Origin of the sequence: Acinetobacter proteolyticus (assembly GCF_000367945.1) — a bacterium.
Taxonomy (GTDB): domain Bacteria; phylum Pseudomonadota; class Gammaproteobacteria; order Pseudomonadales; family Moraxellaceae; genus Acinetobacter; species Acinetobacter proteolyticus.
In genome coordinates, this window is sequence record NZ_KB849179.1 from 3208695 (window position 1) to 3225274 (window position 16580).

Annotated in this window: 18 protein-coding genes and 1 pseudogene; 8 read left to right on the forward strand and 11 right to left on the reverse strand. The window is 41.4% G+C overall.

Features of this window, described 5'->3' with window-relative positions; all coding sequences use genetic code 11:
- Nucleotides 1–6: 6 nt before the first annotated feature.
- Complete coding sequence (gene urtE, locus F993_RS02200; protein WP_004657106.1) at nucleotides 7–705, forward strand: urea ABC transporter ATP-binding subunit UrtE; 699 nt, start codon at nucleotides 7–9, stop codon at nucleotides 703–705.
- Between the two features lie 245 nt (nucleotides 706–950).
- Here the strand turns inward: urtE and F993_RS02195 are convergent, their stop codons facing one another.
- The 3 genes from F993_RS02195 to F993_RS02185 form a co-directional block, all read right to left on the reverse strand.
- The gene (locus F993_RS02195; RefSeq protein ID WP_004657108.1) at nucleotides 951–1691 is read right to left on the reverse strand and encodes a hypothetical protein; all 741 of its coding nucleotides are present in this window, start codon (nucleotides 1689–1691) and stop codon (nucleotides 951–953) included.
- 81 nt (nucleotides 1692–1772) lie between these two features.
- The gene (locus tag F993_RS02190; RefSeq protein WP_004657109.1) at nucleotides 1773–2324 is read right to left on the reverse strand and encodes a GNAT family N-acetyltransferase; all 552 of its coding nucleotides are present in this window, start codon (nucleotides 2322–2324) and stop codon (nucleotides 1773–1775) included.
- Nucleotides 2325–2459: 135 nt separating this feature from the next.
- A complete protein-coding gene (locus F993_RS02185) occupies nucleotides 2460–3185 on the reverse strand; it encodes an outer membrane protein OmpK (protein ID WP_004657111.1) in 726 nt (241 codons plus the stop codon).
- A gap of 370 nt (nucleotides 3186–3555) precedes the next feature.
- Here F993_RS02185 and F993_RS02180 point away from each other — a divergent pair, with 370 nt between their 5' ends.
- From F993_RS02180 to F993_RS02160, 5 genes are all read left to right on the forward strand, one after another.
- Nucleotides 3556–3930: an HPF/RaiA family ribosome-associated protein gene (locus F993_RS02180; protein WP_004657113.1), complete on the forward strand. Its 375-nt coding sequence runs from the start codon at nucleotides 3556–3558 to the stop codon at nucleotides 3928–3930.
- A 143-nt stretch (nucleotides 3931–4073) separates the two neighbouring features.
- Nucleotides 4074–4619 carry an ankyrin repeat domain-containing protein gene (locus F993_RS02175; RefSeq protein ID WP_004657115.1) on the forward strand — a complete coding sequence of 182 codons (546 nt, stop codon included), beginning with the start codon at nucleotides 4074–4076 and terminating at the stop codon, nucleotides 4617–4619.
- A gap of 32 nt (nucleotides 4620–4651) precedes the next feature.
- The gene (locus F993_RS02170; protein WP_004657117.1) at nucleotides 4652–5419 is read left to right on the forward strand and encodes a transporter; all 768 of its coding nucleotides are present in this window, start codon (nucleotides 4652–4654) and stop codon (nucleotides 5417–5419) included.
- A 78-nt stretch (nucleotides 5420–5497) separates the two neighbouring features.
- Nucleotides 5498–7348: a protein-disulfide reductase DsbD gene (gene dsbD / locus F993_RS02165; RefSeq protein ID WP_032812601.1), complete on the forward strand. Its 1851-nt coding sequence runs from the start codon at nucleotides 5498–5500 to the stop codon at nucleotides 7346–7348.
- Between the two features lie 2 nt (nucleotides 7349–7350).
- Nucleotides 7351–8046: a glutathione S-transferase family protein gene (locus F993_RS02160; protein WP_004657120.1), complete on the forward strand. Its 696-nt coding sequence runs from the start codon at nucleotides 7351–7353 to the stop codon at nucleotides 8044–8046.
- A 39-nt stretch (nucleotides 8047–8085) separates the two neighbouring features.
- On the opposite strand, the gene F993_RS02155 is transcribed toward F993_RS02160, so the two are convergent.
- On the reverse strand, nucleotides 8086–9273 hold the full coding sequence (locus F993_RS02155) for a GGDEF domain-containing protein (protein ID WP_004657122.1): 1188 nt from the start codon (nucleotides 9271–9273) through the stop codon (nucleotides 8086–8088).
- Nucleotides 9274–9545: 272 nt separating this feature from the next.
- Entirely contained in the window at nucleotides 9546–10457 is a 912-nt protein-coding gene (locus tag F993_RS02150) for an alpha/beta hydrolase (protein WP_004657124.1), read from the reverse strand.
- Nucleotides 10458–10660: 203 nt separating this feature from the next.
- On the opposite strand from F993_RS02150, the gene F993_RS02145 reads away from it, so the two are divergent.
- Complete coding sequence (locus F993_RS02145; protein ID WP_004657126.1) at nucleotides 10661–11098, forward strand: DUF2147 domain-containing protein; 438 nt, start codon at nucleotides 10661–10663, stop codon at nucleotides 11096–11098.
- Nucleotides 11099–11165: 67 nt separating this feature from the next.
- Here F993_RS02145 and F993_RS02140 read toward each other — a convergent pair whose 3' ends face one another.
- Both F993_RS02140 and F993_RS02135 read right to left on the reverse strand, forming a co-directional pair.
- On the reverse strand, nucleotides 11166–11516 hold the full coding sequence (locus F993_RS02140) for an arsenate reductase (RefSeq protein WP_004657128.1): 351 nt from the start codon (nucleotides 11514–11516) through the stop codon (nucleotides 11166–11168).
- A gap of 437 nt (nucleotides 11517–11953) precedes the next feature.
- Complete coding sequence (locus F993_RS02135) at nucleotides 11954–12778, reverse strand: exodeoxyribonuclease III (protein WP_004657129.1); 825 nt, start codon at nucleotides 12776–12778, stop codon at nucleotides 11954–11956.
- Between the two features lie 41 nt (nucleotides 12779–12819).
- On the opposite strand from F993_RS02135, the gene pyrE reads away from it, so the two are divergent.
- Nucleotides 12820–13470 carry an orotate phosphoribosyltransferase gene (pyrE, locus tag F993_RS02130; RefSeq protein WP_004657130.1) on the forward strand — a complete coding sequence of 217 codons (651 nt, stop codon included), beginning with the start codon at nucleotides 12820–12822 and terminating at the stop codon, nucleotides 13468–13470.
- 71 nt (nucleotides 13471–13541) lie between these two features.
- Here the strand turns inward: pyrE and ddlA are convergent, their stop codons facing one another.
- The 4 genes and pseudogenes from ddlA to F993_RS02110 all read right to left on the reverse strand — a co-directional run bounded on the left by ddlA (nucleotide 13542) and on the right by F993_RS02110 (nucleotide 16507).
- A complete protein-coding gene (gene ddlA / locus F993_RS02125) occupies nucleotides 13542–14651 on the reverse strand; it encodes a D-alanine--D-alanine ligase (protein ID WP_004657131.1) in 1110 nt (369 codons plus the stop codon).
- Nucleotides 14652–14813: 162 nt separating this feature from the next.
- Nucleotides 14814–15194: pseudogene (locus F993_RS02120) on the reverse strand (SDR family NAD(P)-dependent oxidoreductase); the annotation flags it as partial.
- Nucleotides 15195–15346: 152 nt separating this feature from the next.
- The gene (locus F993_RS02115; protein WP_004657133.1) at nucleotides 15347–15991 is read right to left on the reverse strand and encodes a hypothetical protein; all 645 of its coding nucleotides are present in this window, start codon (nucleotides 15989–15991) and stop codon (nucleotides 15347–15349) included.
- A gap of 36 nt (nucleotides 15992–16027) precedes the next feature.
- Complete coding sequence (locus F993_RS02110) at nucleotides 16028–16507, reverse strand: hypothetical protein (RefSeq protein ID WP_004657134.1); 480 nt, start codon at nucleotides 16505–16507, stop codon at nucleotides 16028–16030.
- Nucleotides 16508–16580 lie beyond the last annotated feature (73 nt).

Genomic DNA, 16580 nt, shown 5'->3' on the forward strand with positions numbered 1-16580 from the left:
AGGCACATGTTAGAAGTGAAACAAATTAATCAGTTCTATGGTGGCAGTCATATTCTACGTGATGTGTCTTTTAATGCGCCTGTGGGTGAATGCAGTGTGGTCTTAGGACGTAATGGTGTGGGCAAAACCACCTTATTGAAATGCTTGATGGGGATTCTGCCGATTAAGTCTGGACAAATCCTGTTAGATGGCAAAGATATTGCCAAAATGTCCCCTGAGCAACGGGTGCGTGCGGGTTTGGCCTATGTGCCGCAAGGTCGTGATATCTTTTCGACTTTAACGGTAGAAGAAAATATTTTAATTGGCATGGCTAAATTCTCAGGGGCCAAGACCCGTAAGGTGCCAAGCCATTTATATGAGATTTTCCCTGTGCTGGATGAAATGAAACACCGCCGTGGTGGTGATTTATCCGGTGGTCAGCAACAACAGCTTGCGATTGCTCGAGCGTTGGCTTCGGAGCCAAGTGTTTTGATTTTAGACGAACCCACCGAAGGGATTCAGCCCTCGATTATTAAGGATATTGGTCGGGTGATTCGTAAACTGGCTGATCAAGGCGAGATGGCGATTATTTTGGTGGAGCAGTTTTATGACTTTGCTGAAGAGTTGGCAGATGCGTATACCGTGATGGCGCGTGGGCAGGTGATTGCACAAGGGCGCGGAGAGGATATGCCTGAGAAGGGGATTCGGGAGCTGGTGGCGATTTAGTATTTCTTGGCGAACAGTTACTTTATCCTTGTTCTAAGGAATGTATCTTTATGATGGACCTTACTTTTGAGAGATCAAAAGTAAGTAAAAATCTTTTGTTCGACTGACGGGTCGTCCTGAGCAATTCCAAAGCATGGCTTTGGAATTAGCGCTAGGTAGTCGAACATGGCGACATCCATGTCGCCTATCACGATAGTGAATGTTGGGAAAATGCAATTTAGAACATTAAATGGTTAGCACTCGATTTATTTGTCTTCAACCTTATAAAACGTACCGCCAGCATAGACATTATGTCCAAAGCCACATGAGGACTCGCCATTGTGCTGTTCAACCTCAATTTTTTGTCCAAGCTTTACATCATTGGCGAATTGAAGTTTGATTTGGCAATCTTCATAGCGATAGTTGGCTTGTTTTGACTTGATTGGCATGCTGGTTTCAAACTGTCCCATATTGGGTCCATAGATCAGGCCACGTAGTCCAAAGTAATAACCATCAAAGGCAATCGCATATTTATTCTGTTTTTTGCTGACCTTGATGTAATCCCATTGCCCAAAACCATTGGCGCGGACATAAGTCCCTTGTAGATCAGAGGATAGTTTTGGCTTGGGCAATTGTTTTAAGTTGTATTGACTGGTTTTCGAGTCTTTATCTCGAAGAAACCAGACTCTTGCCCATTGCGGTTTGTCCAGTTTGGCATAACTCAAGCCGACGTTGTTGTTGGCGATTTCAATGTCTCGGTCACTAACCTGAATGCCACTTTCGTCAGCATTGGCCTGACAGAAATGTGCCCATGCGGCTTGATCTTCAAATTGTTTGGCGGCTTTGAGATATTGCTTTTGATCGTAAAACTTTTTACCTGCTTGTGCATATTGTTTTACTTTGGCACAGCCCTGTTGCAATTCTTGTTCAAAAGAAACTTCGGCAAAGCTCGCGCTTGAAGCGATTGCGATGGAAAGGCACAGACCGAGTTGAGATGTTTTAATCATTTTGGCTATTTTTGAAATCAAGTATTGCTTTCATTCTAAGCCACAATTCAGTCGTAAGACAGTAGGGTAAAAGTGAGCTTTTTATTGAGATTCTGTGAGTTGCAGTTGCATCCAGACCAAATCTCGCCATGTGCCAAACTTTTGACCAACCTGTGGCATATAACCTGTTTGAATAAAGCCAAGCTGTTCATGTAGCACTATTGAACCCTTATTTTCACTATCAATCGCAGCCACCATGATATGCATGTTTTGTTGTTTGGCCAGATGAATCAGTTGTTGCATCAGCGCTTTACCCAGACCTTGGCGTGCGTAGCTTGGGTCAACAAAAACAGAATGCTCAATGCTTTGACGATAACCGCTGATGGTCCGAAAAGCAGTGTAATAGGCATAACCCGCGACTTGATGGCTATTTAGGTCTTCGACCACGATCATGGGAAATTGTTGTTGCTGCATGCCGTGAAAACGTTGCTGGTAATTGTCGAGCGAAACAGCTTGATCATTCCAATTCGCCGTGCCATTCAGAATTTCAGCATTATAGATCGCGAGGATGTGTTCTAGGTCGTCGGTCGTGGCAAAACGCATGTGGAAATGTGTGGCTAAGGCAGAATCAGCAAGTGCAATATTTACAGACATGGACGAAGGTCATCAAATTGGACAAAATAAATAGATATGATGCTGATCGGACAAAAGATCAACTCGCATTTATATTCTGTGATGCAAACAAAAACAGCAAGGAAATCCTTGCTGTTTTTTAACATTCTAATCAGATTAGAAATGGTATTTGATCAAAGCGCTGACGTTGTTTTCGTCACGATTTTTCATACCAAATTTGTTATTCCAAACAGAATGCTCAACACCTAAATAGAGGCGAGTGTCTGGTGAAATGTGTTTACCCAAGTTCCACTTGTATTGTGTGGTCCAGTTCAGTTCACTGGCGTGATCTTTTTCACCTGTTGACCAGTCAAGGAAACCATCCACCAAGAAATCTTCGTTTGATACTTTAAATGGCAAAGCATAAGCAATGGTCATTTGGTAGTCATCAGCGGTATTTTCGTTGTTAGCACGGTAGAAGTTTACATTCGCATATTGGAAATATGGAATAGCAAGATCAAAACCGACACCATACAAGAAGTTATCAAAGCTAGAAAAGTCATCATTGTTGCTTTCCCAAGTGGTTGAGATCAGCACATCTTTGATTGGACCAAACGCAAGTTTTTGACCTGAAATTTCTCCTAAGCTTAAACGTGGAGAAAGCTCGAAATAAGTGCTTTTGTGGTCATCGCTGCCACGCATGCGGTCCATAAAGAAGAATACATCGGCATATTTTACTTTCGCCGCATATTCAACGGTGATGGTTGTTTGCTTTTCATCAACAACTTCGTAGTTTTCACCGTACAAACCGGTCAAGCTGAAATCTTGCCAAATCGGCTTCGCTTGAGTGAAAGCTGCTGTAGATACCAATAAACATGTTGCTGCAAGTTGCTTCAATTGCATTTAAAAAATCTCCCCCCAAAAGGCGTGTAAAGGATACAAGGTATTAAGCAAAAATAAAGCCAAATTTGACCAAATGAACAAAAGAATTGTATATGCTAGAACCCACCTAAAAGGGTGTTAAAGTCAGCCATCTTTTTGTTGAAGATTTCATCAAAATGTCAAAAATCAGCTTGCATATTTCAAAGGAAAGTCAGATATTGGAACTATAGAAGATCTTCTTACATACTGAAAAGCAACAGATGCAAAGCGAGGAGACAACAGGTATTTACATAATCAGAATATACAACTGCACTGAATGATTGCATGCTCAAAGTGTGCCAGATAAGAAAGTTTTGTAGCACCGTCTCACAGATAAGAGAGGAAGATATTTATGAATATTGAAATCCGTACAGATAAAAACATTCAAGGTAGTGAACGCTTAATCAGTTATGTTCGTGCAGAACTTACACAAGAATTTCAACGTTATAGCGAGCGTATTACACATTTTTCGGTTCATATTAGTGATGAGAACGGGGATAAAACGGGCGATCATGACAAACGTTGTATGATTGAGGCTCGTCCAGCAGGAATGAAACCTGTCGCAGTGACACACAAAGCAGCAAATATTGATAACTCGATTCATGGTGCAATTGATAAACTGAAACGTAGTTTGGAGCATCTGTATGAGAAAAAAGAACACCATCGTGGTGGCTTACCAGAATATGTTGATGTAGATGACGATGTAAAAGTGGATGATGAAGCGTAAAAATCGACGCATAAAAAAAGCCCTGTTTGGGGCTTTTTTTATGCGTGTATCAAATTTATACATGATTTTTTAGATGCTTTTATAAAATCCTGTCAGGATATTCGGCATAATAGACCCATTAAAAAATATTGTGAGAATTGGTCATGTTAAATAAGCAACAGCAGGCCTTGGTGCAAGCCATACAACAACTCGATTTTGGCCAAGTGCAAACTTTACTTGCTGAAGGACTCGACCCGAATTTTATTGATCCTGAACAAGGCCCGCCAGTTTCTTTGATTTGTGATGGTTTATTCGCGTGGTGGGAACAAATCTGCGAAGCTTATGAAGCGGGTAAACCGTTGAGCGAAGAACAAAAGCAACAACAACTTAAAGTCTATCTTGATATTTTAGACGCGCTTATTCAAGCCAAAGCCAATTTACATTTATGGGATGCAGAAGAATTCTACGGCCCGCTTTGGGATGCGGCAAGTTCTGCCTGTGTGCCTGTAGTACAACGTTTACTTGATGAAAAAGTAGATCCGAATACCCGTGACGAAGAAGGGCTCACCATTTTATCTTCGATCAGCCAGTTATTCTTTGATTGTGAATTTGATGAGATTGATTGGTCAGAATCATTGCCAGAAGAGCGAGCAACACTGGAATTGCTACGTCAGCATGGCGCAAAAATGTCAAAAGAGCTCAGCGCATAAGCCAAGCCATTAGAAATAGAATGAGGAATAGAATGAAAACATTGCAAACATTGAGCTTCATTGCCGCATCAATAATGACAAGTACCGCTTTTGCGGCTGACTTTTCTTTTGATCGCCCAGGTTCAGGTATCGGCACAGGGATTACTCCTGTAGGACAGTTGGCATGGGAACAAAGTCTACCCAGTGTCAGCTATCAAGAAGGCAAGGTCGATGGTATCAAAGACAAGACTTTAACCCTAAACGGTGACATGTTATTACGTACCGGTCTGGCGGATGGCTTGGAATTGCAATTGGGCTGGCAAGGTCCAGTGTGGCAGCAATACAAACGTGCAGGCAGCAAAAAAGAGACCAATGGTCTGGGCGATGTCAGCATTGGTTTGAAAAAAGCCATTGATCTAAAAGATGATCGTTTATCCATGGCCTTGTTGGCAGAAGCCATTATTGCAACGGGCAATGATGAATTCACCAATCATGACGATATCTATAGCCTCACTTCAGCTGTCGCGTATGAGTTTAGTGATCTGATCGGTACTTCGATCACCATGCGTTATGAAGCACAAAACAGTGATTGGGCCGTGACTGCGATTCCAACCATTGACTATAAAATTGCCGGTAAATTATCGGGTTATTCAGAGTTTGTTTACCGTAAAGCCGAAAGTCAAGATTATGAATATGGTCTAGGTACAGGTCTGATTTATGCTTTGAATAATCGCACGCAATTGGATGCCAGCATTGGTGTTGACCTCAATGGCGATCAAAAAAGTTATAACGGTGGCTTCGGCGTATCGGTTTTATTCTAAGAACAATCCGCCTGAATGCTCTTAAACTCACTTCTAATATGAATGGGAGAGCTTTGGGCTGGTCGTAGTGAGAGAATCATGAAAATGTCTGTTCAGGTGGGGGCGTCTTTCTCGCTGATGCGTTACTTTCTCGGGACTTTATTGTTGTTATGTGGGTCTTTGACTTACGCCCAAGAAAATTCATCCGCACCGTTGCTGAGCCCTGAACAGGCTTTTGCATTTACGGTTGAATCAACACAGCCCAATCAGGCACGTTTACATTGGTCGATTCAGCCGAATTATTATCTTTATCAGCATAAGTTTGAAGTGCAGCAGGGGAATCAGCCCGTTGCACTGACTTTACCAAAAGCAGTCGAGCAGTATGATGAGAACTATGGCCACAGCCAAGTTTATTATCAACAAGCCGAATTTAGTATTCCAACCCAAGCCTCGCAGCATTATCGTGTCACTTGGCAGGGTTGTGCCAAAGACCGTATTTGCTATCCGCCACAGAATATTGAATTCCAGACCGATGCGGATGGCTTGATCAGTGCTCAGAATATCAGTACAAATACCAAAAAAAGTTTTTTAGATGTCGCTCGTTCATCTCAAGCTTTAAATACCCAAACTGCAAGCAATGATGAAGGGCAAGCTGAGCCAGCTGCACAAAGCTCAAATTCAAATGATTCAGGCGTGATGGCACAAGACCAAAAATGGTCAAGTGCGCTTGAACAGCATTCCTTGGCTTATAGTCTTTTACTGTTCTTGGGTTTAGGGATTTTATTGGCATTTACGCCGTGTTCCTTGCCGATGTTACCGATTTTGACTTCCTTGATTGTACGAGACAATAAAGGTGTTAAAGCGTGGGCGATTGCACTCACTTTTGTCGTGAGTATGGCCTTGATCTATGCGGTACTCGGTCTAATTGCTTCTGCGGCAGGATTGAATTTCCAGCGTTGGTTACAACAGCCTGCCACCTTGATTGCATTTAGCATATTGTTCGTGGTATTTGCCCTCAATCTATTTGGTCTGTTCGAGTTGAAATTGCCGCAGAACTGGGTCAATCGACTGGACCAACTGCAGTCTAATCAAAAAGGCGGCACCTTGGTTGGTGCCAGTGTGATGGGGATGATCTCTGCACTGTTGGTCGGGCCATGTATGACCGCACCTTTGGCAGGGGTGTTACTGTTTATTTCGCAAACACAAAGTCAATGGCAAGGTGCGCTGTTGCTGTTTACACTGGGCTTTGGCATGGGGATTCCTTTGCTGCTCGCCAGTGTATTGGGCGCAAAAGCTTTACCTAAAGCTGGTGACTGGATGAATCAAATCAAGGTGATTTTTGCCTTTTTAATGCTGGCCTTGAGCATTTACTTTATTCGGCCTTTATTGCCAGAACTCGCGATTCAAATTCTTAGCCTAGTTCTCGGTTTGACCTTTATTATTTATGCGGCTTATCGTCTGTTTGCTCAGAAAAGTAAGCTGCAATGGCTCTATGCACTGTTACTGATTTTAGCCATTCCAGCACTGGCCTTTAATCAATATCAGCATTTTCAAAGTCTGAGTTCGGTTCAGGCAGATCAATTGGCTGAATGGCATGTGGCACAGACGGCAGATGAATTTCAGCAGATCTTAGCCAATGCACCTAAAGATCGTGGCATTGTGATTGATGTCTATGCGGACTGGTGTGTGGCCTGTCAGCCGATTGAGCATCGTATTTTAAAAGATGTAGAGGTACAGCATGCATTGTCGGGCTATTATCTGATTAAACTGGATTTAAGCCATTATGATGCCTCCCATCAAGTATTGTTGGCGGAGTGGGATATTTTAGGGCCACCGACTTACTTATTCTTAGATCAGCAACAACAAGAAATTCGCTCGCTACGCTTAACGGGTGCATTTCAGAAAGCTGAGCTATTACAGCAACTGGCTTTATTTAAAGGGAAACAATAACAATGTATCAACTCTTTATTGGCAATAAAAACTACTCCACTTGGTCGATGCGTCCATGGATTTTACTTACACAAGCGGGGATTTCCTTTCAGGAGCATGTGATTCAGTTTGATAGTTTTGAACCTGAAAGTGAATTTAAAACAAAGATTTTAAAGCTCAATCCAACCGGAAAAGTCCCTGCGTTAGTGAATGGTGATCTCATCATTTGGGATAGTCTGGCGATCTGTGAATATATTGCGGAACAGCATCCAGAACTTGAGTTATGGCCACAGGAGAAGACATGGCGTGCTCGAGCACGTTGTATCAGTGCTGAAATGCACAGTAGCTTTCAAAGCTTACGCAATCTTTGCCCCATGAATGTCGAAGCAGATCTAAGCCATATTGGCAAACAACTCTGGGCCGAACATGCACAGTTGCGTGCCGAGGTGGCTCGAATTGATCAAATCTGGTCACAACGTCCAAGCGAAGATAGTTTTTTATGTGGCGAGTTTAGTATTGCAGATGCATTCTATGCGCCTGTGGTGATGCGTTTTGAATGCTATCAACTGCCACTCTCCACATCCAGCCAAGCCTATGTGCAAAAAATCTTGTCTTTGGCATCGGTACAGCAATGGATTGACGAAGCTAAACAGGAACAGATGTTTGTGCCTTTTGATGAACCTTATCGTCAACATCGAGAAGAATTTTTGAAAGGCTAAACAGTAGTGTAATGAAGGCAGATCCATGCCTTCATTACATTAACTACTAATCAGATCTGTAAAGATTCTAACTTGATTACGTCCCCCAGCTTTGACTGCATATAGGGCTTGATCGGCTTGACTGATAATCAGATGAGGTTCGTCCGCACTGAGTGAGCTGCTAATCCCAAAGCTGGCACTGACGACGAACTCTTGTTTGTGCTCTGTGATAAATCGCAATTGCGAGACTGCCAAGCGGCAGCGTTCTGCCACGTTCTGTGCCTGTGCCGTGGTGGTGTTGGGCAGTAATAAAATAAACTCTTCGCCGCCAAAACGGCCGATGATGTCCTGATCACGCAAATTATTGGCCAAGCATTTTGCGACCTGTACCAAGACCTGATCTCCCATACTGTGTCCGAAATGATCATTAATACTTTTAAAATGATCCAGATCCAGCAGGATGATCGAATACAGTGGCTCAGGCTGTTGATGTAATTTTTCTAAATAGCTGCCGATACTGCGCCGATTCAGCACATTGGTCAGCGGATCCAGACGACTGAGGATTTGAATGGTCATCTCCCGAGTCCGCCATTGCGTCAGCAGAATTTCAAACAGAAATAAACAGGCCAACATGATTGGCAATAAGAAAAACATCATACTGCCGACCCAAAACGGGTGCATGGACACTTCATTCAGGCGCTGCATATTAAATAATGGTGCATAGGTCAGCACCCCAATCATACTGAGGTAGTTGCAGAGCAATAAGGCAAATGTTGCTGGAATGAGTGCGCAGTACACCATCCTACGGTCAAACAGCACCAAGCCTACACCGACCACACTGACATAACCGACCATGGTGGCAGGGCTAAAACTTCCTACCAAATAGCTGTTATGGCACAGCATTGCAGTAAAGACCTGTACGCTCAGAATAGGTAGAATACTTTGTGCCCAAAGTTGTTCTTTAAACAGATGACAAGGGATGATCAAGAGTAGCAGAACCACCAACATGAGCAGACTGGTCCATAATTGTGAACGTACCAGATTCAAATGCACCCATTCATAGTACTGCGTGTTAAGTAAGACAAAAATGTCCCAACTGATCCAAAACAGGTTCATAAATGCTGCAAGTATCAGCAATAAAATACTTTTTTTGAGTATAGTCCAATTGACTACAATATGATGTTCCCAAGAAAGCTTAAAGCCCCATCTTTTTGTGTCAGTTGACCTATTAAAACGAATCTTCACCATTGGCATGCATCCTTTTATGCAATGAGATTCCTAGGAACTGTAAAGTTGTCGTCAAAATACCGAAGAACGATTATTGAAATAACAATAACATCTTTAGAATGAGAAAAAAGTCGAACTCTGGGCTTTTTAATGCAAATCAGGACGGGAAAAATTCTTTGATAAATCGGCTGTTATCTGAATATCCAATCAATTTTATTTTATGATGACAAAAGGGAATTAAGAGTGACAATGGTCAGCCATAGCTGACCATTTTTTACACGATTTTATTTGGTTCAGTCACGATCAAGTACATGGGCAAATTCGGCAATATCAGCCAATGCTTGTTTGGCCTCAGGGAACCAAGCATTAAACATCTGAAAGTTATGCCACATGCCGGTATACAGCTTGAACTGAACTTTGACATCGGCTTTTTCCGCTTTTTCTCTAAAGCGTTTTGAATCATCCAATAGAATTTCTTTAGAACCGACTTGTACCAAGGTGGGTGGAAGCCCTTTTAAATCATCAAACAAGGGTGAAACACGTGGGTCATCGGCTTGAATGTTCTCTGTAAGATAATGATTGATACCGGCCTGTAAGGCCTCAATAGACAACAAGGCATCATGTTTCTGGTTAAAGCGTAGCGATTCACTGGTTAAGGTGAGATCGAGATAAGGCGACATCAGAATCAAGCCACTTGGCATCAACTCAGGTTGTTGTTTGAGACGTAAACACAGTGCCAAGGCAAGGTTAGCACCGCAAGAATCACCTGAAATAATAATATCTTTCGGTTTAATGCCTTGTACCAACAGCGCTTGATAAACATCGAAAATCGCATCAATGGCTTCTGGATAAGGATGTTCTGGTGCAAGTGGATAATCGACATGAATCACTTGCATTTGGGTGCGTGCGGCAATATCCGTCATCAAGGCACGATGCGTATTTAAACTACCGAGGAAAAACGCACCACCATGAATATGAAAGATCAGCTGTGTTGCCGCTGCTTGGGCTTTGATTTCTTCACCGCGCACGCCTGCCAGACGTATTGGGCGAACTTGTACTGTTGGATTTTGTGGAAATAGACGACACAATTGGTCGAGTAAAGGACGTAGCGCATTTGGGGCCAAATTAAATTGGCTTGGTGTCCGAATCGTCGCTTTGAGTAAGGATTCAGTAAAATAATATTTCCAAACAGTAGCAAATTTCATAATTTTTCCATATTGTTAGATCAGTATACCAATAAGAAAGTTCTTGAAAACAAGCGATGCCTACGCACGACGATAATATCTGAAAAAATGTGCGCTATGACACCCTTACTCAGGTTATACCAAATAGTCATAATCAAGAATTGCAATATTGATTGAAGTTCTCAATACTTTCAGTTTGAAAGACCCTTAAGGATATTACAAAAATGAAGAAAATTGCTTTAGCATTTGGATTGCTCGGTTTGACAACTTTTGCCAATGCAGCGGATGCGCTGAATGGCAGTGTTTGGCAGACCATCGATGATGAAACAAAACAGCCAAAGGCGATCGTGAAGTTCACGGAGCAAAAGGATGGAACTCTCACTGCGTCTATTCAAAAATATTTGGTAGCGGGTCAAGAAAATGCCTGTTCTAAATGTGAAGGAACCTATCACAACAAACCACTGAAAGGTGTGACCATTGTGCATGGCCTGAAAAATGTCGGTGGTGTGAATTACGATGGTGGTTCAATTATCGATCCTAAAAATGGAAAAACCTATAAATTGAAAGCTGAAATTATCGAAGGTGGTAAGAAGCTGAAATTACGTGGCTACATTGGTGTCGCTGCTTTAGGTCGTAACCAGACTTGGATTCGTACTAACTAAGCCAGATTTAAATAGCAAAAAACCGAGTCGTGAGACTCGGTTTTTTATTGCTGCTGATTGATCGAATTTAAGCAGATAAAGCTTGATACGCGGCCTCATCAAAGCCAATCACGAAACCTTGTGGCGTTTGCAGTACAGGACGCTTAATCAGGCTTGGCTGCGCGATCAGGGTGTCAATCAGGTTCTGTTCATTGCTGGTGGCGTGTGCTTGCTCATCGGCAGTGAGTTTGCGCCATGTGGTGCCTTTTTTATTCAGTACTTTGTCTGCGCCAATCTCTTTTAACCAGATCGCTAAAGTATCTGCATCAATGCCTTGTTTTTTATAATCATGAAACTCGTAATTGATGCCGTTGGCCTGTAATGCATCAAAGGCTTTTTTCATCGAATTACAATTTTTAATGCCGTAAATTTTAAACATAGCGAAAACCATAAAAACAATAAAGAGATGAGCCAAAGCCTAACGTAAAAGATAGGGGATATACCAGTTGAAATTTTTTATTCAGTTAATCGGTCGAGTATTTGAAGCGGAAACTCAGTGACAAAAATCATCATGTACTTTGAGCAGAATTGCTAAAGACCAATTAAAGCAAGAAAATCTAAGATTTAGAAAAGAGAAAACCCGCATATAATCTTCCTGATTATGCGGGTCTCATTTCAACGTCCAATGTCTCATCCATGCAAATAAACTTAATCTAAGTTTATTTTATCTTCCTACGGCGTCCTATCCCTTTTTGGTCATCCTGACCGCTTCCCTGTGCCGTGAAGCTATAATGCCGTTCTAGATGCGAAATAAAAATACACAAAAGCGACAAGTTATGTAAGCTAAAGAAGCGATCAAAGTGAACAAGTGTTCACTTATTCGTGTATTTTATAGTCGATAATCACCGGTGCATGGTCGCTAAACCATTGTTCTTTATAGACCCATGCATTTGTTGTACGTGCTTTCCAGTCTGGAGAGCAGGCATGGTAGTCGATACGCCACCCAACATTTTTCGCACGTGCTTGACCGCGATTTGACCACCATGAATACAATTCTGCTTCAGGGCGAACTTCGCGGAAAGTATCCACATAACCTAACTCATCATACATATGATCGAGCCAAGCACGTTCATGTGGCAGAACCCCAGAAGATTTCTGGTTGCCTGACCAGTTTTTAATATCGATGCGTTTATGCACGATATTGTAATCCCCACAGACAATGATTGATTTATTTTCATCTCGCCACTGTTTGAGTATTTTGGCGTATTCTTGTAAAAACACGTCTTTGCGTGCTTGCGCTTCGTCACCGCTTGATCCTGATGGCAAGTATAACGAGGCAATATGAACAGTTTGTGACAGTCCTAAATCAAATTCAGCGGTGATAAAACGGCCCTGAGAATCAGCCAATTCAAAGCCTAAACCATCTTTTACTGAAACGAATGGCAGACGGCTATAAATCGCCGTACCTGCATAGCCTGCACGTTCAGCAGGGAACAGATGGGTATACCAGCCTTCAGGTTTAAATTTATCGGTCCATTGTTCATGCGTGATGCGACTTTCCTGCATACACACCACATCGGCACCCGACTGTTCTAACCATTCGAGCAGGCCTTTGGTGACTGATGAGCGCAAGCCATTTACGTTAATTGAAACGACTCGAAGAATTTTTACATCACTTGGATAGCTATCCTTTGGTATCATACGTCTGTTTAACCTCAATTGAAGAATTTGGAGCACTTTATATGACAACGCCTGTGTCATTTCATCCGCAAGCTTTTATCGAACTCGCATTATCACGTGGAGTGCTTAAATTTGGTGAGTTTACCTTAAAATCAGGCCGTGTCAGTCCTTATTTCTTTAACGCAGGTTTGTTAAACGATGGTGAAGCACTGTCTTTGTTAGCGCAAGGCTATGCCGATAAGCTGGTACAGTGTGACAATGTTGGTGTGATTTTTGGCCCAGCGTATAAAGGGATTCCTTTTGTCGCAGCAACAGCTGTGGCATTGTCTCAAGTACATGGCAAAAGCGTACCGTGGGGCTTTAACCGTAAAGAAGCCAAAGATCATGGTGAAGGCGGTGTGTTGGTGGGTGCTTCGGTTGCAGGGCAAAAGGTCTGGATCATTGATGATGTGATCACGGCGGGGACGGCGATTCGCGAAGTAGTCACTATCTTAAAAAATGCAGGTGCTGAAATTGCAGGTGTATTGGTGGCGTTAGATCGTCAAGAACGTGGTCAAGGTCAGCTTTCTGCGATTCAGGAAGTACAAAAAGAACTCGAAATCCCTGTGCATGCATTGATCACCATGAAAGATTTGATGGATTATTTAGATGCGAAAGGCGAAAAAGACGCTTTGGCCAATATGCAGGCTTATCGTGAAAAATATGGTATCTAAGTTTTAGATGTAAACGAAAAGGAAGCTGAGGCTTCCTTTTTTATTCTTTGGTTTTGAGCGGGAAAATACGATTACTCTTTCTTGTTTAAAGAAACTGTATTTTGTAGCTGAGCGTTATTTTCATGATGTTCAATTGCTAATTCTATTAAACGGGTAATGAGGTCAGAATAACTTAGTCCACTCGCTTCCCATAGTTTTGGAAACATACTGATGTTGGTAAAACCGGGTAAAGTATTTATTTCATTAATAAAAACTTCTCCATTTTTTGTTAAAAAAACATCGACCCTTGCGAGTCCTGTACATTCCAAAATTTCATAAGCTTTGATCGAGATCTCTCTAATTTTTTCGCTGATTTCATCTGGTATGTTTGCGGGAATGGTTACTGTTGCACCTTTGTCATTAATATATTTTGTGTCATAGGAATAGAAACTATCTTCAAGTTCAATTTCTCCGCAAACACTCGCTAAAGGTTCACTGTTGCCGATAACTGCACACTCTATTTCCCTGCCATTAATTCCTTGCTCAATCAGCACTTTATTGTCGTAAATGAATGCTGTATCTAGAGCTGTTTCAAATTCATCTTGAGTGGTGACTTTACTCACACCTACTGATGAACCCTGATTAGCGGGTTTAACAAATAATGGGCAGCCTAATTGTGAACTTGCAATTTCGAAGCTGATATCTTTTCTATTTTTCTTAGTTAACTTTATGAATGGTGTAATGTTTAAGCCAGCATCTCTTAATAATCTTTTAGTTATATCTTTATCCATACACATGGCAGAACTGAGGACTTGAGAACCAACAAATGGAAGGTTCACCATTCTTAACAATCCTTGCAATGAGCCATCTTCTCCAAGTGTTCCGTGAACGATCGGAAAGATTACATCCAATTGCGATAGCGTTTTGTTTTGAAACTCGATGATTTGTTTTTCATTTTTGCCTGGAATGAACGCAATATTTCGCCCTGATTGATGCAGTGAAATGAGAGATGGATTGTCTGAATTTAATAAAAAATGAGTACTTTCATTCAGATGCCATATTCCATTTTTATCGATACCGATTAATGTCACATCAAATTTTTCTCGATCTATCGCATCAACAATATTTCTTGCAGACTGAAGTGATACTTCATGCTCGGTAGATTTTCCTCCAAATATAATGCCAATATTTTTCTTCTGCATTCCTATATTCCTTTAAATATTTACTAAATTTTCGACTAAAGACTAAACCTTAATGTACCTCTGAATGATGTAACATCATGATTAATATTTGTGACACTTAGCTAAAATCGAGAGTGGGCATACCGAACATTTGATAAGGGTTATTGAGCAGACTTATAAAAATCAAACATTCTGATCCAACATTGTAGGCATCAGGATTTCTTTAACACAGCTTGCCTTCGTGGTTGAAAGAATAAAATGAATTGCCTGAATCACATCGGATAATGGAATAAGAGAATATTCAGTTTGTTCTAAAACGTCTTGTGTTGGTTTATCTATTTCATATTCACTGGCCAGATAGCCCAAGTTCAGCACACTGACCCCAATCAAGTGCTCACGTAAGATTTCTCGAAGGGATTGCGCAATGCCCCTTAACGAAAATTTGGTTGCGAAGAAAACAAGCTCTTTACCGTTATGGTTATCAACACCCCACGTTGAGCCGATTAGAATGATTTTGGCATTATCGGAGAGTTTGAGATTTTCGATCAATGATTGAATTGCCAATACAACTTGAGTGATTGGCCAAAATAGAACAGGAATAAGAAAAAGCGCGTCTATAAATGTAAATCGAACCATTATTTTTAGTCGTCCCCAGTTGGTATTTTCACAAAAAATGTTCGACTCCTCCGCTGAGCAATTTTTATCTCGTCTATATTTTACAAACGAGTACTCATCCAAAGATGGGTGAGTTTCCAGTGCTGATCTTTAAATTTAAATTCATAGATAATGGCATCTGAAGGGGCCATTTTAAACATACCAAACCAAACACGTACATGTGTGGGTGAAACAACCTGCCAAAAAACCACTGAGCTTGAAACCTGCCTAGGGTTTAATCCAAACATATTGACTTCAACTTGTTTGGCTGGGGTATTGGAGAGAACGGTCGCATCTTCGAGGGACCAGTGTCCTAACTCTTGCATCCCCATATAAGAGGCCAAACTAAAGGGAAGTGAATCCTGAATCTGGTTTGAAAAAGCACTTAAGCTCACTTGCGAATCGGCATCTGCAGGTGCGCAGAACATATTTTGAAAAAGAGAAATTAAGGCCTGATCCTGTTTGATGGCCAGTTGCCCTTTTAATAGCGTTGTAAAAGGGGGCGTCTGTTTTCGACAAAATAGCGATTCAATATAAACACCATCGGGGGTTGACGTGACCTGAGTGTCTTTTGTCTGACCCAATAGTAATGCACCGATATCTCCATAAACGGCCTGTTCTTCTGTACTGATCTTTTTATCTGCAAAACTGTGACTCGATTGCAGTAGAACGATGCTGGCGAATACATATTTCAGTGTACTTTTCATTCAAAATTATCCAATTTAATTAATTTCTTAATGCTTTTAGTCTTGTAGAGGATGTTCATGTAGTTCGATGTAAATGATTTTTCCTGTTACTTGATCAATGGCAACACTGGCTTTTTCAGTTTCAAATTCTTTGACGTGCCGATGAGGATTGGTATTGGTGTCTTTATGGGTCTTCAGTTTTTCCGTCACTTGTTTTTCGGAGTCATCACTGAAAAGGCCGAGGGGTAATTTGTGTCCTTTATAGTTTGCAAATGAAACCTCTTGATCAGGGAGATATAACTTGATCGAGACAATTTTTTTATTTTTTAACAGCATTTCGATGCCATTTTGAGGAAACATTAAGCTTTGATCATAGAAATCAAGCTTAGGAAATTCGTCATTCCAGAATTGATTGCTGAGTTGGGGCATTTCTTTTGGTTCGAGTTGATGAACAAATAGCTCGAAGTTTTTACTTTCTGTTGTTTCACCCAAAAGATTAAAATATTGATCTGGATCATCAATATATTTTGCATTCATACAGGCGGTAGATAGCCCACATAAAAAGAGAATTAGAATTATTTTGTACATCTGCGTTGATCTAATCGTTTTG

Bases quoted from the DNA above. Each gene is read 5' to 3' on its own strand.
- urtE (WP_004657106.1), top strand. From the start codon at position 7: ATGTTAGAAGTGAAACAAATTAATCAGTTCTATGGTGGCAGTCATATT.
- F993_RS02195 (WP_004657108.1), bottom strand. From the start codon at position 1,691: ATGATTAAAACATCTCAACTCGGTCTGTGCCTTTCCATCGCAATCGCT.
- F993_RS02190 (WP_004657109.1), bottom strand. From the start codon at position 2,324: ATGTCTGTAAATATTGCACTTGCTGATTCTGCCTTAGCCACACATTTC.
- F993_RS02185 (WP_004657111.1), bottom strand. From the start codon at position 3,185: ATGCAATTGAAGCAACTTGCAGCAACATGTTTATTGGTATCTACAGCA.
- F993_RS02180 (WP_004657113.1), top strand. From the start codon at position 3,556: ATGAATATTGAAATCCGTACAGATAAAAACATTCAAGGTAGTGAACGC.
- F993_RS02175 (WP_004657115.1), top strand. From the start codon at position 4,074: ATGTTAAATAAGCAACAGCAGGCCTTGGTGCAAGCCATACAACAACTC.
- F993_RS02170 (WP_004657117.1), top strand. From the start codon at position 4,652: ATGAAAACATTGCAAACATTGAGCTTCATTGCCGCATCAATAATGACA.
- dsbD (WP_032812601.1), top strand. From the start codon at position 5,498: ATGAAAATGTCTGTTCAGGTGGGGGCGTCTTTCTCGCTGATGCGTTAC.
- F993_RS02160 (WP_004657120.1), top strand. From the start codon at position 7,351: ATGTATCAACTCTTTATTGGCAATAAAAACTACTCCACTTGGTCGATG.
- F993_RS02155 (WP_004657122.1), bottom strand. From the start codon at position 9,273: ATGGTGAAGATTCGTTTTAATAGGTCAACTGACACAAAAAGATGGGGC.
- F993_RS02150 (WP_004657124.1), bottom strand. From the start codon at position 10,457: ATGAAATTTGCTACTGTTTGGAAATATTATTTTACTGAATCCTTACTC.
- F993_RS02145 (WP_004657126.1), top strand. From the start codon at position 10,661: ATGAAGAAAATTGCTTTAGCATTTGGATTGCTCGGTTTGACAACTTTT.
- F993_RS02140 (WP_004657128.1), bottom strand. From the start codon at position 11,516: ATGTTTAAAATTTACGGCATTAAAAATTGTAATTCGATGAAAAAAGCC.
- F993_RS02135 (WP_004657129.1), bottom strand. From the start codon at position 12,778: ATGATACCAAAGGATAGCTATCCAAGTGATGTAAAAATTCTTCGAGTC.
- pyrE (WP_004657130.1), top strand. From the start codon at position 12,820: ATGACAACGCCTGTGTCATTTCATCCGCAAGCTTTTATCGAACTCGCA.
- ddlA (WP_004657131.1), bottom strand. From the start codon at position 14,651: ATGCAGAAGAAAAATATTGGCATTATATTTGGAGGAAAATCTACCGAG.
- F993_RS02115 (WP_004657133.1), bottom strand. From the start codon at position 15,991: ATGAAAAGTACACTGAAATATGTATTCGCCAGCATCGTTCTACTGCAA.
- F993_RS02110 (WP_004657134.1), bottom strand. From the start codon at position 16,507: ATGAATGCAAAATATATTGATGATCCAGATCAATATTTTAATCTTTTG.